Source organism: Pseudomonas sp. UBA5666 (genome assembly GCF_002420785.1).
Classification (GTDB): domain Bacteria; phylum Pseudomonadota; class Gammaproteobacteria; order Pseudomonadales; family Pseudomonadaceae; genus Aquipseudomonas; species Aquipseudomonas fulva.
Window position 1 is genome coordinate 245,516 of sequence record NZ_DIIQ01000002.1, and the last position, 14,782, is coordinate 260,297.

Here is a 14,782-nt window from a genome sequence, read left to right on the forward strand (position 1 = left end):
GGAGGGGGGGGGGGGGAAGTGGTTAAATCTCTGATCGCCCCACAACACCGCCCTTATAAACGCTTACTGACTGATGAGAGCAAAAGTCGAAACGAGTGCTAAAAACGGCTCCGGTTTGTCCGCCGACCATATTTGATCCAATAAGTCATTCAGCGCGTGCTGCGTTGAAATCGATCGAAAGCCTCCCGTCGTGCTTTCGTAGACGTACACATAAAAACCTGCCTCAATCGCCCGGGAAACCTGGCGATGCCAATAGAATCTGCCGCCGCTAGGCATGTCGCCTTCCGCAAGGATGAGGTTGTAAAGCTGGGCTATGTAGCCAAAAAGCACTTTTTGGGTAATTTCGCGGAGGGGCAAGATGTGATTAACGTCGGCCGATCGCCAGATCTGATTACGCGCAGCCAGCCGATTACCAGCTTCCGGGATGCTCACGAGTGTGACTTTGTCGTAATACGCCACTGCTGATCGGACATCGTCTACCAACGCGATCTCGAATTCATTGCTGCCAACTGCACTCAACCGATCGTCAACGCGAATCAATCGGTATCCAGGATCCGCGCTGTACCCCACCTGCTCACTGATATCACGCCACCCCTGGGCCGCAACAAGAGAAGCGTAAAGAGCGGAATTATTTGCCGTGTGGGTGAGTCGCCCCCGCAGGTCAGCGCACGGTTCAGTGAAGGTCATGGCTGTACTCAATGAAAATGATTGCTCCATTGAACATCACACAATCGGATGCTTCAAGACCCTACAATAGTTCTCGACGAACAGAGTTTTGCTGACCGGGACAAGAAGCAAATGGCGTGTAAACCCAGTTTCTATGCGCGAGCGCACGCACCCCAAGGTTGTCTAACGTCCGCTATGGGTCGAAAGCGGCTGATCGTGACTGACCGCAATCGACCCAAAGCTGCCGTTCGTTTGAGGGAATATGTCGGCCATAAGCGGACATATCGGACAATGATGTGGAGCTGCTCCCGTCACTTACGCATCTACTTCGTCAAACGCAACGCCTCAAGTACAAGAGCGAAGGCCGGGGAAGGTTGTCTGCGGCTGGGGTAGTAGAGGTGATAGCCAGAATAAGGCTCGCACCAGTCCTCCAGTACCCGGATCAATCGGCCCTCTTCAAGGTAAGGGAAAAACTCGTCTTCGGGCAGGTAGGCGATGCCCAGGCCTCCGACTGCTGCGTCAGCGATATGGGTGGTGGTGTTGAACACCAGTTGCCCGTCAACCCTCACCCTCAATTTCTTGCCTTTGCGCTCGAACTCCCATGCCTCCACTCCCCCGTAGGTGGGAAAACGGATGTCGATACACCTATGCGAAGCAAGGTCGTTAGGATGCTTGGGTGTGGGATGTTCAGTGAAATAGCTGGGGGCGGCAACCACGGCCATACGCAGATCGCCGCCGATCGGCATGGCGATCATGTCTTGCGCTACGGTACCGCCAAACCGCACCCCGGCATCGAAGCGGTCAGCCACGATATCTCGGAAGCCGTAGTTGATATCGAATTCGAGCTTGATGTCTGGATAGGTCGCCAGAAGGGGTATCAGCTTGGGCAGCAAGGTCGTCTTGATGATGTTGTCGCCACAGGTAATACGAATCTTGCCCGCCGGCTTGTCCCGCAATTCGGTCAGCGCATCTAGCTCGGCTTCGATCTCATCGAAACGGTGGCCGATGGTATGCATGAGGCGTTCACCCGCCGCCGTCAGCGAAACACTGCGAGTGGTGCGTGTAAGCAGGCGAATCTGCAACCGGGCCTCCAACGCTGACACAACCTGACTTACCGCAGATTGGGTTACACCCAGGTGTGCTGCCGCGCGGGTGAAACTGCCTTCGCGAGCCACCGTCACGAAGGCTTGTAGGTCGTTGAAATTGTGCCGAGGCATGCGTCAATCCTCTTATTCAGTAGCAGAGGTTATAGCGGCTTTTAGCATTAATTAGCTAATCAAAGTCTCAATCTTTCACGACAATGCTCTAGGCCCTCGTGTGTTTTGCACGCGAGCGGCCCAAGCAATCGTCAGAACACTCGACGATCGATCTTCAACCCGTGAGAGATGACCCAATGAAGAAACTCCTTGTAGCCCTGGGCCTTCTGCTCAGCTCGGTCACAGCCCTCGGAGCCGATATGTCCAACGGTGCAGACAATTTTTTCAAGAGCGACAAGGTGACCATGGAGAAGGTCGCCTTCAAGAACCAGTACCAAATGAAGGTCGTGGGCAACCTCTTCATCCCTAAAGGAGTAGGTATGACCGCCCGAAGCCCGGCAATCATTGTTGGCCATCCCATGGGCGCGGTTAAGGAGCAGAGTTCCAACCTGTACGCCCAGAAACTGGCGGAGCGAGGCTTCGTGACCCTGGCGTTAGATCTGTCGTTCTGGGGCGAGAGCGAGGGCAGCCCACGTAACGCCGTTCTCCCAGACCTCTACGCAGAAGACTTCAGTGCGGCTGTCGATTATCTCGGAACTCGGGCGTTCGTAGATCGGCAGCGCATCGGCGTGCTGGGCATCTGTGGCAGCGGCAGCTTCGCGATAAGTGCGGCCAAGATCGATCCGCGAATGAAGGCTATCGCAACGGTCAGCATGTATGACATGGGCGCCGCCAATCGCAACGGCCTCAAGCATTCGCAAACTCTGGAGCAACGCAAGCAAGCAATCTCAGCAGCAGCCGAGCAGCGCTATGTGGAGTTCGCCGGCGGCAAGACTCAGTACACCAGCGGCACCGTGCACGAGCTGAGGGACGATACCAATCCGATCCAGCGCGAGTTCTTCGACTTCTACCGCACGCCTCGTGGTGAGTACACGCCGGCAGGTTCCAGCTCCGAGCTGACCACCCACCCAACGCTGACGAGCAACATCAAGTTCATGAACTTCTATCCGTTCGCGGATATCGAGACCATCTCCCCTCGCCCGATGCTGTTCATCGCTGGCGAGAACGCCCATTCGCGCGAATTCAGTGAGGAGGCATTCCGCCTGGCTGGTGAGCCCAAGGAACTCTACATCGTCCCCAGCGCCGGACACGTCGACCTGTATGACCGGGTGAAACTCATTCCTTTCGAAAAGCTCACCCAGTTCTTCCAAAACGGCCTGAAGTGATCCGGTGGGCACCATGAATACCTCATTTACTGTTCACGCTGACCAGCCACTGTCCCGCCCTAGTCACTGGGGCGGGGTGTTGGCGATGACGCTCTGCGTCTTTGCCCTGATCGCCTCGGAGTTCATGCCTGTCAGTCTGCTGACACCGTTGGCAGTCGATCTGCATGTCAGCGAAGGAGCGGCAGGGCAAGGCATCGCGATCTCCGGTGCCTTTGCCGTGCTGACCAGCCTGTCGATCACCTGGCTAGCCAGAAGCATGGATCGCAAAACGCTCCTTCTTATCCTTACGAGCCTTATGGCGATATCCGGCGCTGTTGTAGCGCTCGCACCGAGCTTCACCCTCTACATGGTCGGACGAGCGTTGATTGGTGTTGTCATCGGCGGATTCTGGTCTATGTCAGCGGCAACGGCGATGCGCCTGGTGCCAGATGATCAGGTGCCCAAGGCGCTGGCTGTTTTCAACGGCGGTAATGCGCTGGCCACGGTGATCGCGGCGCCACTAGGCAGCTATCTGGGGTCGGTGGTCGGCTGGCGCGGCGCGTTTCTCTGCCTGGTGCCGGTAGCGGTCATCGCACTGGTCTGGCAATGGTTCAGCCTGCCCAGCATGCCGGCCCAGGTGCGCAAGCGAGGTGCGGCCAACGTTTTCAGGCTGCTTGGGACTCGTTCGGTGTCCTTCGGCATCGCGGCTTGCGGCGCCTTCTTCATGGGGCAGTTCGCGCTGTTCACCTACCTCAGGCCGTTCCTGGAAACGGTGACGAAGGTTGACGCCACAATGCTGTCGCTGCTCTTGCTGGTGATTGGCGTTGCCGGCTTGGGGGGGACGTTGTTGATCGGCGCCCTGCTGAAGAAGGGACTGTACCGCACGTTGATAGCTATTCCGCTGCTGATGGCGGTGATTGCCCTCTCGCTGATCCCAGTTGGCAGCGCAGTAGTGCCGGTGGCGATCCTGCTGGGCCTGTGGGGACTGATGGCCACGGCAGCGCCTGTGGGCTGGTGGAGCTGGGTCGCTCAGGCGATGCCCAACGACGCCGAGGCCGGTGGTGGGTTGATGGTGGCAGTGGTGCAATTTGCCATCGCCTCGGGTTCGATGTTGGGGGGCTGGCTGTTTGACCACAGCGGCTACCAGAGCACCTTTACTACCAGTGCGGCCATTCTATTGATTGGTGCGGCTATGACACTCATGGCCATGCGTGTACAACCAGGCCGAAGTCAGGATTCTCCATGATCAGCCTGCATTTGTGCCGTGCGGGCATCTGGCTCTGCCTGCTGCTGATGCTCAGTGGCTACGTAATTGCGGCGCCTAAGCCGAAGGAGAAACTTATGTGGATGACCATTGGTGACAAGCGCTTCGCTATTACCTTGGACGATAATGAAAGCGCACGGGCACTCGCTCAGTTATTGCCCTTGACTCTGGACATGACCGAACTCAACGCCAATGAGAAGTACGCGACCTTGCCGCAGCGGCTTCCTACCCGTGCGGCGAGGCCTGGCACCATCCGCAATGGAGATCTGATGCTATACGGCAACGATACGCTGGTGATCTTCTACCAAACGTTTGAGTCAATCTACGCCTACTCCCACCTGGGACGAGTTGATAGCCCCGATCAGCTTATCGAGACTCTGGGGAAGGGGAATGTGTCCGTTCACTTCTCTATGGACTAGGTGGTGCATCGCTAGACCTGATGAGTGTCTGATACAAGCCGTTTGCTGTCCTCCACGAACGGCAGCTATGGGTCGAAAGCGACCAGTCGGGAATGACCGCCTTCGACCCGAAGCTGCCCTTCACGAAGGGCAACAATCTGCCAATAGCAGTCATTCAGGCCGATTACAAAGGGATTTCATTCAGCTTGATCCACATTTTTCATGGCGGCTTTCATACTCTCAAAATATCGCTTTTCGAGTATACCCAGAGCCTTAAACGCCTTGACCCGCTTAGTCGGATCGTCAATGTCTAAGTTTTCGCCAGCCTTATCCAACTCAGCATGCGCAAAGTCAGCAAATTTATCGATGATTTCGGGCATCGTCATTAACATACTTGCGTCGTATTGCTGCAACGCTTTGGACGTGAAATAAGATCTCACAGCATGCGCCCGCTCCGAAACTTTTGAGCTCCATATCAGCTGCGCGAGACCGACGCCTTGCTGAATTCCTCCAAGCATTACTTCAATAAACTGTATCAGGCCGACGTGGCTAATCATGAGCTCAGCAGAATCATGATATTTTGTGTTAACCAACACATTTTTTAGCCGCCGATCTGCTGTCACGAAAATAGCTTTTTCGCCCTTTTCAAATTCGCTACTGAGCACTGAGACCTGAATAGCATCATGCTCAATCAGCAAAGGCGTTTTACCATGTGACAGGGAATTTGCATACGCCCGTTCCATGATGCTGTAGAGCTCTGAAAATACAGTGTTTTTAGGTATTGAAACGACCTCAAAACCTTGTTTGATCAACCAGGTCCTAAGCTTGGACTCATTGCTGAACGGAGCATACCGAGCTAGATAGTCCGGGAACGTGATCTCCGGGTTATTGGCGATCCAATTAGCGTAGCCAGCAATGAATACGTTCGTGTTTGTAGAACCGCTGTACATTGCATCGCTCATGGCGATGGCTTTGAAGTCATCGCCAGCCTCTCTGAAATAAGCTTCCGCTTTGGCCTTATGATTAATTATTTCATTGAGATAAACGTCTGCCACTAGGAGCTTTAGACTAACTGCTGCGGAGCTGGAGGCTTCCTTGAGCTTCGCAATAGCCTGTTTATAGAGTGTGGTGTAGGCATGCCCTTCCGCAATAATCGGGAGCACAACGCTGGCGTCGAAGTAAATCTTCCTCGGCAGGATAGCCTTGCTCAGCAGGATCGAATGAGGGGACTTGAATGCCAGTTCGATCGCAAAGCTCAATCGTCCCAACTCGGAAAGGATTTCGGCCTCCTCAACGGTCGGATGGGCAAACTGATTCTGAAGCACTCGCAGCAGCCGTTCTTTGTCAAACGTGAAGATGTCATGGGCACACTCGTTCATTAGCGATGCCACCGATATGGCCTCAGGCACTCGCCCTGCGGAAAATGCTACGCCTAAGTCCCACCCACGGCGATTAATAATACCGTCAAAGAATCGACCGATTACGGTGCGTACGTTCTCAGGCACATCCCAGCCTTCCGACACGTAAGCTCGGCTGACAGTACTTTCAACCAATCGGGCCATCACAGTACCCAAGAGATCTGACTCTTCTTGATCCCCAACCCACACATATGTGTCGTCAGCTTGATAGGCACAAAGACCAGAGTCCATTAATGAACTCAATGCGGATTCCAGTAGGTAGATTACCTCCCCACTGTTGACGCCGAGCGTGAGCCGCATTTTCTCGGTTAGCTCAGCGATACTGATAGACTGTGGAGCGCATTCTTGAAGAAGGGCGGATACGACTCCTTCTGCCACCGCAACTCTCAGAGCCTTAGAAGATCCTGCGTGTGCCCTAGCATAGCATGTGGCCAAAAATTGCTTGGTGAAGCTGAACGGAGAGTTCTTGGCTGCTTCGGCTGTAAGGCCATCCTTGGCGCTATTAAACTGCGCCAATCCAGACCATAAGGCCGCGTGATTATCTTTGGCGTCATACCTCACAACCTCAATATTCAAGTGGTGGGCCTTTTGGACGAATTCTGAGTCTATGTCGGAGGGGAGCAAAGCCAAATGTCGGCCAGCTGAGGAGCTTCCGAATTTTTTATCAAGCTCACCAAATACGTGGCGGATGGCTGGATCGTAGAAGGAAAAGCCAAGAAACAGGACGTTTCTGTGCGAAAAACATGTGCGCAGCAATTCCAGATACGTCTCATCCTTTAACAAGTTCTCAAAGTGCTGCTTGGATAATACTATGCATTCCGGGTGCTCGACAGCGCCATGGATTCTCGCAACGAATTGCTTTTCTTCCCACTGAGCCTGTTTAAAAGATGCGTCCCCGTACTTGTAGTCTCTTGGACGTTTACCTTTGGCGGTCCCGATGGCTTGAAGAATACTCTCATCAAAGTTTGTCGTGAGACACCCTTTAAATGGAATGCTTGCTACGTCAGAGATTGCGTTCGCATCGTATTCTGACAATAGACTGGATATCAAATTGTACTTGTCGCCTGTATTCATGTCATCGCTCAACATGAAATAGTCTACTGCGGTGGTGAGATCGCCTTTTTCAGCGCGCTTTGTCATCATGTCAGCTGTGGCGGAATCGAAAGGCCTGACGCCCGCGGCGAGGTCACGAATAAGTCCCCGCCACGTAGGTAAACCCGCTTTGACCGATACACCTGCCCCTGTGAATAGGATCGGATCAGTAGCCTTTTGAAAGAATTTTTTCAAAGCTTCAGCGATGACATCGGACATGTACTTCAATCTCCCTTTGACGCTCAGACTTCCTGACGAATCTGATTATTGGCGAATGCCGAGCCCTGATCAGATGGTGTTTACCTGACTGTCAAAGCCTGCTTATTGGCACAATCATGTCACAGGGTATTGGCAATTTGCCATCACTTGAGGTGATTTTTATGACACTAGTCTCCTGACTTGCATCCGCACGACCGTGAGTGCCATAACATCACTTTCCCACCACAGGATCGACTGCGGCGTATCTGAGCGGGCGGAGCCCCCCACTGCTGCCCGCCAGTTGTGTCTAAGAAATCCGGGGTAATGCAGTATTCCCCATTCAGTGAGTCGCGTCGGTTAGCCCACCGCTGTTCAGGAACTGGAAACTCATTGCTGCTTGATGGCAAGGTAGTTTTAGTTGCTCGACATGCCTGAAGGTTTCGTAGAGTGAAATCATGCTTCCTTGCGACATGAACTCAAGCGGAGAGCCCCCTGCAAAGAAATCATTTTCGTTCTTGAGTCGCGGAAAGCTGCGCACGTTTGCCTGGTTGGTAAAAATCGTTCGCAATGTGGCATGGATGCCCAACACCAAACCTATGCGCTGTTGCTGATCTCGATCCAGTCGGCGACACTGGTGACCATCTGCTATCACGCGCCGGTATGTCGAAAGGGAAATGCGAAGGATCTTGCACGCTTGCGCGGGCGTTGCCTCCCAAGCGCTGATAATTCGCAATGCCACCCTCAAGCCGACCGAGGATTGCTCTGGGGACAGACGCATACTGCTCACCATAACCTTATCGATCTGTATCGACAGTCTACTCCGCTGAGCGCTCTGAGATCATTCTCAGCCGAAGGCTCTGCGTCAGGTGGCCTCTGCGCCAAAATCAATCGATATGGTCTTCAGCTTTTTCTTCCAGGTGTTTAGGGCTGGTCAAAAGAAGGGGCAGCAGCTTGGGCTATGTTAATCTGTCTCTCAAAGCGCCTGATCAAGCCACTGAAAATTTCTTGGCGTGCCGGTGTACCTGCCCCCAGAGAATGACGTAGTCCGCAACAGCTAGTCGAACCTCAACCTACCGAAGGCCCACCTCACCCTTGTTGAGCTGCTCATCTAGTTCAGGACCTGAGAGATGCTGCAAGTGTTTGTCGTCATGGCCAAAGTTCCATCAGCGCTGCGTCGAGGCCACAGGCTAAAAATCTCCTGGCAGCGAATCGATCTCCGGATTATCGGAGTGAGTGCCATGGCTCACAAAAACTCGGTCTTGAGAGGTCTCTACCCGCACCGCTTTCACGGCGTGCACGATGATCGAATCCATCACGAGCCTCAGTGAGGTCTCCCTTTCACGTTTATACAACCAGTTAGGTTCGAAGCCAGTGAATTCCGCTTCCTTCCTCTCGATTGGTTTTTCCGGCTGACTGACGTGGATGGAGTAAGACGGGTAGCTATCCTCCGTCTCTGGATCAAAGTCAATCAGATCTGCCCTGACACGGGTGCCACTCGGGTATTGCAACGGTTCGACAAGGGAGGCCTTGTGGAAAAGAACGACATTTTCACCCACACCGTCTTGGACTGAAGGAAAAACGATACCGTCCAGCGATGGCTCATCGAGCGATGCGAGATAGTCGGCAACCGCCTGGGTCATCAAATACTCGCGGTCTTGCTCGTTTGGCATGACAGGCATAGTCAGCAGCTTGGTCAGCGTTCTCAGAAAAGCGACGCGCTCTACTTCTTGCGCATACTCTGGATCGAAAAGACTACCTTTGCAGGTGATCGACTCCAGAGTTCGCAGATCCAGCAACCGAAGTGGGCGAGTGAAAAGAAAATGAGCAACAACGACATTGCTACCAACCGCAGGCCGGATCTCTGCAAGAGCAGAACCCGCATCCTTGGCACCATAGAAAACTGAGATGCCAGAGGCATTCATGCGGTTGGCGCGAGCGATAGAGCCGTCAGGTGGGCCAAGCTCTTGCACCGGGTTCTCTAAGGCTTTTTTTAGGGCGCTCTGACTTTGAAACTCTCTCGCCCGATATACCCCCTGAAGCTCACTTTCTGGGCCTGCGTCGATGATCGCGACACCGCCGTGATAAGTCCTAGCTTGGTCTAGCCCGGCGAAGACACTTTGGAATAGCTTAAGCACATCTCGGTTGCAAAGCCTGCTTTCGTATTTCAGCGCGGATTCCAGTCGACGCCACTGGAAATGCCAATGCATGCTACTGGCACCAGCCCTTTCGTAGTAGGAGCCAGGATCGAACTCATCCTCACCTTCCCAAGGATCGCCAGGGGAGTATGACCCGTGTCGCTCACTCAAAATTGAGAGTAGGTCCTCACCCACTTCAGTTTCGCAGCATGTGATCTCGATGATGACATCAAGGACAGGTTGGCCATTTCGGGTCCAGAAATAGTCAATCTCGCGATCTTTAATGAGTGCAAACTCATAATCGCTTGGGTCAGATGGGGTACGCTCGAAATGGTTCTCGAACGCCTCCTCGACGAGATCCGCAAGCTCAAAAATGGAGATGCAGGGAACGGCAGCTTCATGACAATAGCTGCAGACCTTCTCTTTTTTGCTATCAATCACTTGGTGCAGAAAACCTTCTGCCACGCACGATGCGCAGACCTGATTGCATTCATCATCATGCTCGCGCATCGCGGGCCACTCTCCTGTGTGTGATAGATCCAAAGGGCTTGGTTAGAGTATCTATGCTGGTAGCGCAGCCCCCAACAGAAAGACCTGAAGCGTGTCGTAAGGCACTAGACTATTGCGATAGCTATCGCCCTGATGCTCCTCACTGTCCGGGCATCGCTCCGCCGGCTACCCGGACAATGGTCGCGCGCGCCCCAGAAACTGAAGCGGTCACGACCGAATGAGGTGACTGTTAAAACCCGACCCGCTGACGAGCCTCTTCGCGTGCGCGTAGCTGAATCTCAAGCGTCGCTTGGATCTCGGTATACAACTGAGCCTGTTCGTTATCACGGTCAGCTACAGTCACAACCAGCGCGTATGGTTCTTTATCCAACACATCCTGGTGATTCCAATCGCGGTCTTGGCGAGTCACTACGACGAACCACTTCTCTTTGGGATTACGCTGCCTGAAGGTCCATTTCGACGACTGAACAGTACCCCGGCTTCTTTGCTGAGAGCTGATGTCGCGGTTACCTGTGGCGTCGTCCTGCCGAGACTCCGCTTCCTTCTGCGTGTCCTTGTTGAAGAAGGCTTGAACCTCATCAAGCGAAGTCCCTTTGACCAAGCGATAGCTGATCTGCGTGGCGAGATACTCGAGGCGGGTCGTCCGCACGGCAGGGGAGTAAGCGAGCGTTACGGTGAGCTCTCGAGTGCCTCGGGCGCTTCGAAGATAGGAGGCAGGCAGAGGTAACTCGTAAAACTGACATGAGTCCTTTTCAATGGTCTCCTCGCACATGAGAACCACGCAGTTGTCCGAAGAGCGGAACAGATCACCTTCGTTCACCAACCCGTAACCGCTCACTTCGCGAGCGATCTCTCGATGGAGAGTTGCCTTATTATCCTTGTAACTCTGTGCCATCTCCTCCGGGAAGGTGCTCTCAACTTCTCTGGGCAGCGCTGCATGATTCACCAGCATGGCCCTCAGCAGATTAGCGGAGGCGTCCGGATATTCGTTTAGCAGGCGGCCACCCAGGTGCGTGATGTAGGGTGCCGAGAAACTGGTTCCACTGGTTTCCTTGAACAGGGTACGGCCCTGGAACTCGTGATTCATGGTCAGGACACCTAATCCTTTCATGTCCGCTCGCCACTGATAATCACGTAGGTGCACCGGGCAGGCCAAATTACCACCCGGAGCGACTAGATCAGGCTTGAACGCACCTTTGACAGACGGGCCGTGCCGCGTGAATGGCGAAGGTTGGTTTTCGCAAGCAGGGCTTAGCTGAGAGATTTCTGGGTAACGTTGACTGTCAAAAGTCGCATCATGTCGGGCAACACTTCCCACCGTCAGCACATTCAACGCAGGGGCCGGATCGATGATCACGCTACGTTCGTGCAGAAGGTAGTCAGGGTACTCGTCACGCCAGCTGTTCAGGGGAACGGCTGGGTCTTCGGAACCGGAAAAATTACCGGTGGACACTACGAACAGCACGTTGTGTTTGCGAGCAAGCACATCGAGGATGTACGCCAACCCTCTGACATGAGAGCCATCGTAGGGAGCATTGGTGTTACCCAACGATAGATTGAAAATCCTGCAGCCCAGTCCGACGAAGTGCTCCACGGCCTCCGTCAGCGTTGCTTCGACGGTTTGCTCGTCATACACAGCGTGATTTCTATCCGGACACTTGCGCATGACCTTACCGTTGTAGAGCCAAAATTCGGGTCGCCAGTAATTACCTCGGTCACAGGCTTCCACATCCCCATACAGAGCGATGCCCGCTACAGCTGTGCCATGGCCTACCTCGTCGAACTCGTCCTGATCTGCCACAAAGGACGCGCTCTCGCCAATGGCCATTTTGAGCAGCGGGTGACCTGTGTTGATACCACTGTCCAGAATGCAGACACGTGCCGCATCTTTATGTGGTCGTGGGATATCCAACGGAAGCTCCGCAATATCACGGTTAAGTTGGGGATAGGTGATGCCGGTCTGTGGAATGAGGTCTACCATTCGCACATCGCTATGATCCAAAAGCATTGCTGCTTGAGCTGCATTCACTTCGACTCGGTACATCACCAGGCTGTCAAAGTTGAGCTTGTGGATGGTCGCAATTTTCGACTCTTCGAGCCATTTTTCAAAGGCAGCGCAGAGGCGAAGGCGCATAGGGCTGTTGCTAATCTGGTGCGGCCATAGCTCAACGTCGAGTTTGAAGGTATCGCCATCAGGCAACCCGACGTTCCGCAATGCCCAGCTCTTACGATCATCGGCAGACCAAGCATCAATGCCCTCAATCGCCTCCAGGATCTGTTTGTAAGTAAGCTCTTCACCCGCCATACCAAGCTTGTTCAGGTGATCCTGAAATATAGCCAGGCCTGCCTCGGTTGCGAAGACCACGCAGATCTGCTTACCCTCTTGGCTGATGAATTCCAAGCCGTGCTTTTGGAGGCTGTCGAACGTCATCGCACCGTCATAGCGGAGCTTGAGAACAAAGGGAGAGTTCTCCGCAGACCGCAGTTGCTTACGTGCAATGCCTTCCGCAGTCGCAAAGTAGCCGTTTAGCTTCTGACCGTGACCTTGCAAGTCCTCGCGTTTTTTGAACTGGGGTGGCGGCTTCGTCCGTCGTTGATTATCCCGGTTCTCACGAGCGAAGCTCAGGTGCTTATAGGTCGCCAATTGATCATCCTTGAAAGCTACGGATTAGTGTTTTCGCAGCCCCTCACGCACCAAGGCGTTACGCAACTCTTTGATGGTGAGGAACTCTTGATTCCGCAATATCATACGCTTTACGGCACGCCTTACAACACGCTCAACGTCTGCGCCACTTTTGCCATCAAACTCTGCAAGCATTTCAACGTCATCTAGCTCGAACTGGCGGCGAATACCTCGCAACTTGAGTTTCAATAATGATTCAAGCTGTTTTCGGTCTGGCAACGGGAACTCAATAGCGTCATCAAACCGGCGCCAAATTGCTGAATCCAGGATATTTTCATGATTTGTCGCGGCGAGGATCAAGCTTTGACCATCGTAGGCATCCATCATTTGCAAAACCGCATTCACAACTCGACGAAGTTCACCATGCTCTGAACCATCGCTGCGCTCTTTACCAATGGCGTCAAACTCATCAAAAAGAACAACCATTTGATGCTTTGAAATAAACTCAAAGACCTTTCTTAAGTTAGCAGCTGTCTCGCCCAGAAAAGACGAAACTAATGCGTCCAGTCGTACAATTGCCAACGGACGATCGAGTTCGAAAGCTATGACTTCGGCTGCAAGAGTTTTACCGCAACCTGGTGGTCCGAAGAAGATCACCTTACCAGAAGGCTTCATCCCATAACTACGAAGGACATCGGCTCGGCGATGCTCTTCCAGCATCTCCTCGATCATAATCGAACTGCTTTCTGGAAGTATTATCTCTTCTAGCGACCGTTTTGGCGTGCTGATATCGAGTAAGGGCAAGCCCCGTTCTTTGTCGACAGGGATTTCGGCAGAAAATTGCGGCTTGCGAGCAGATTTAACATGCATATCACCACCATAGAGGATCTGTTCTAAGTCATTTGCCAGCAAGTGATGCTGCTTTTGCCGCTCTTCTTCAATTATCGCTTCGGAGGCACGACGAAACGCCGCAGGGTCTCCGAGAGTACCTGCTTTAAATAGTTGCCGAAGAATCTTGCCATTAGCCATTTAACATGTCCTGCATTTAGGTTGTTTCTCAGAGCGGTCAACTCATGAAACTAATTCTTGCCCTAAGCAGTACAACTAACAGGCTGAATCAATAAGAGCTAACATATTTGGACTCCCTTCCAAAAATTTGGTTATTAAGTGCAAAAACTCTTACACTAACGTCTATGTAGAGTATCGCTTATGGTGGCTATTTGTCCAGTACTGCCAGCAGAGACATAAGAGTTTTCGAGTTCAATCGACGAATGGTGCCAATTGCTGCAACCTGCCGTTGATGCGGCACATGCGGTTGCTGGCCCACAGCCCGAACTAGAATTGGCACATTCGAATACAGAAAATCGTACAGCTTGCGATTCGGAGGTATTCCGGTCTGGGCCTTTCCTAGGAGCCAAGTGAATTGGAGGCCCATTAGCATAGGCGCTACGGGTCATCAGTAGGCTCCTGGTACCGGCTGGACAAGCTGATCACCACGCCCTGAGTAAGCGAGGATGATGCGATTGTGACGGAGCTCCAGCGGATCTAATGCGCTCTGAATCATCCACTCTACCGATGGGCCCACGCGTCGTCCTTGGCCGGCGTAGTAAAATGCAGCTCTTCGGAACCGAAGCGGAGGCGTTACAGATGAGCAAGCCAATGCCAGTTATCGTGAAGTGCCAAGACCCTGGAGACGATACCGGTGATGTCATCGTCGAGCTTCCTACAGAAATCTTGGAGGAAATCGGCCTCACTGTCGGAGACGAACTCAGCATTGAGCTCATTGAAGGTTTGATCGTGCTGAAACCCGTTCGGGCAATGGGACACGCACGATGAGAACAGTAGAGCCCTATCTAAACAGAGGTGGCTTCGATCGCAGCTCAATCCGTACCCAAGCTGCGAGTTTTCCCAACTGATTTGGACACGGCCGCCAGTGCAAAGCAGCGGCCGCAGAGACTGGCGAGCTGTCGATAAGCAGACTCTCATGCGCTGGCGTGAGGCCATTCATGCCAGAGGCTTCTTAGCCTTGTCGAGGCAGCGTAGCGGTAGACGCAGCGTCACCGCGCAGCCATCTGAA

General features: G+C 53.4%; 11 protein-coding genes. 4 read left to right on the forward strand and 7 right to left on the reverse strand.

Annotation, left to right across the window (positions count from 1 at the left end; genetic code table 11):
• Positions 1-63 precede the first annotated feature (63 nt).
• Both B2Y33_RS01365 and B2Y33_RS01370 read right to left on the reverse strand, forming a co-directional pair.
• On the reverse strand, positions 64-687 hold the full coding sequence (locus B2Y33_RS01365; protein ID WP_023532708.1) for a hypothetical protein: 624 nt from the start codon (positions 685-687) through the stop codon (positions 64-66).
• Between the two features lie 302 nt (positions 688-989).
• Positions 990-1,883 (reverse strand): LysR family transcriptional regulator, encoded by an 894-nt coding sequence (locus B2Y33_RS01370; protein WP_104926636.1) that lies wholly within the window; start codon positions 1,881-1,883, stop codon positions 990-992.
• Between the two features lie 176 nt (positions 1,884-2,059).
• On the opposite strand from B2Y33_RS01370, the gene B2Y33_RS01375 reads away from it, so the two are divergent.
• Genes B2Y33_RS01375 through B2Y33_RS01385 form a run of 3 tightly spaced genes read left to right on the forward strand, consistent with a single transcriptional unit; the run spans position 2,060 to position 4,750 of the window.
• Positions 2,060-3,088: an alpha/beta hydrolase gene (locus B2Y33_RS01375; RefSeq protein WP_110606498.1), complete on the forward strand. Its 1,029-nt coding sequence runs from the start codon at positions 2,060-2,062 to the stop codon at positions 3,086-3,088.
• Between the two features lie 13 nt (positions 3,089-3,101).
• Complete coding sequence (locus B2Y33_RS01380) at positions 3,102-4,313, forward strand: MFS transporter (RefSeq protein WP_104926634.1); 1,212 nt, start codon at positions 3,102-3,104, stop codon at positions 4,311-4,313.
• On the forward strand, positions 4,310-4,750 hold the full coding sequence (locus tag B2Y33_RS01385) for a cyclophilin-like fold protein (RefSeq protein ID WP_104926633.1): 441 nt from the start codon (positions 4,310-4,312) through the stop codon (positions 4,748-4,750). Before B2Y33_RS01380 ends, B2Y33_RS01385 begins: the two co-directional genes overlap by 4 nt.
• A 176-nt stretch (positions 4,751-4,926) precedes the next feature.
• Here B2Y33_RS01385 and B2Y33_RS01390 read toward each other — a convergent pair whose 3' ends face one another.
• The 5 genes from B2Y33_RS01390 to B2Y33_RS01410 all read right to left on the reverse strand — a co-directional run bounded on the left by B2Y33_RS01390 (position 4,927) and on the right by B2Y33_RS01410 (position 13,734).
• Complete coding sequence (locus B2Y33_RS01390; RefSeq protein ID WP_206405093.1) at positions 4,927-7,458, reverse strand: SIR2 family NAD-dependent protein deacylase; 2,532 nt, start codon at positions 7,456-7,458, stop codon at positions 4,927-4,929.
• A gap of 319 nt (positions 7,459-7,777) precedes the next feature.
• Positions 7,778-8,227 (reverse strand): antitoxin Xre-like helix-turn-helix domain-containing protein, encoded by a 450-nt coding sequence (locus B2Y33_RS01395; protein ID WP_225806662.1) that lies wholly within the window; start codon positions 8,225-8,227, stop codon positions 7,778-7,780.
• A gap of 397 nt (positions 8,228-8,624) precedes the next feature.
• The gene (locus B2Y33_RS01400) at positions 8,625-10,082 is read right to left on the reverse strand and encodes an RES family NAD+ phosphorylase (protein ID WP_206405092.1); all 1,458 of its coding nucleotides are present in this window, start codon (positions 10,080-10,082) and stop codon (positions 8,625-8,627) included.
• A gap of 229 nt (positions 10,083-10,311) precedes the next feature.
• Positions 10,312-12,726, reverse strand: coding sequence for a S8 family peptidase (locus B2Y33_RS01405; RefSeq protein WP_023532820.1), 2,415 nt, complete (start codon positions 12,724-12,726; stop codon positions 10,312-10,314).
• A 24-nt stretch (positions 12,727-12,750) separates the two neighbouring features.
• The gene (locus B2Y33_RS01410; protein ID WP_023532334.1) at positions 12,751-13,734 is read right to left on the reverse strand and encodes an AAA family ATPase; all 984 of its coding nucleotides are present in this window, start codon (positions 13,732-13,734) and stop codon (positions 12,751-12,753) included.
• Between the two features lie 618 nt (positions 13,735-14,352).
• Here B2Y33_RS01410 and B2Y33_RS01415 point away from each other — a divergent pair.
• On the forward strand, positions 14,353-14,541 hold the full coding sequence (locus tag B2Y33_RS01415; protein WP_023532662.1) for an AbrB/MazE/SpoVT family DNA-binding domain-containing protein: 189 nt from the start codon (positions 14,353-14,355) through the stop codon (positions 14,539-14,541).
• Positions 14,542-14,782: the final 241 nt, after the last annotated feature.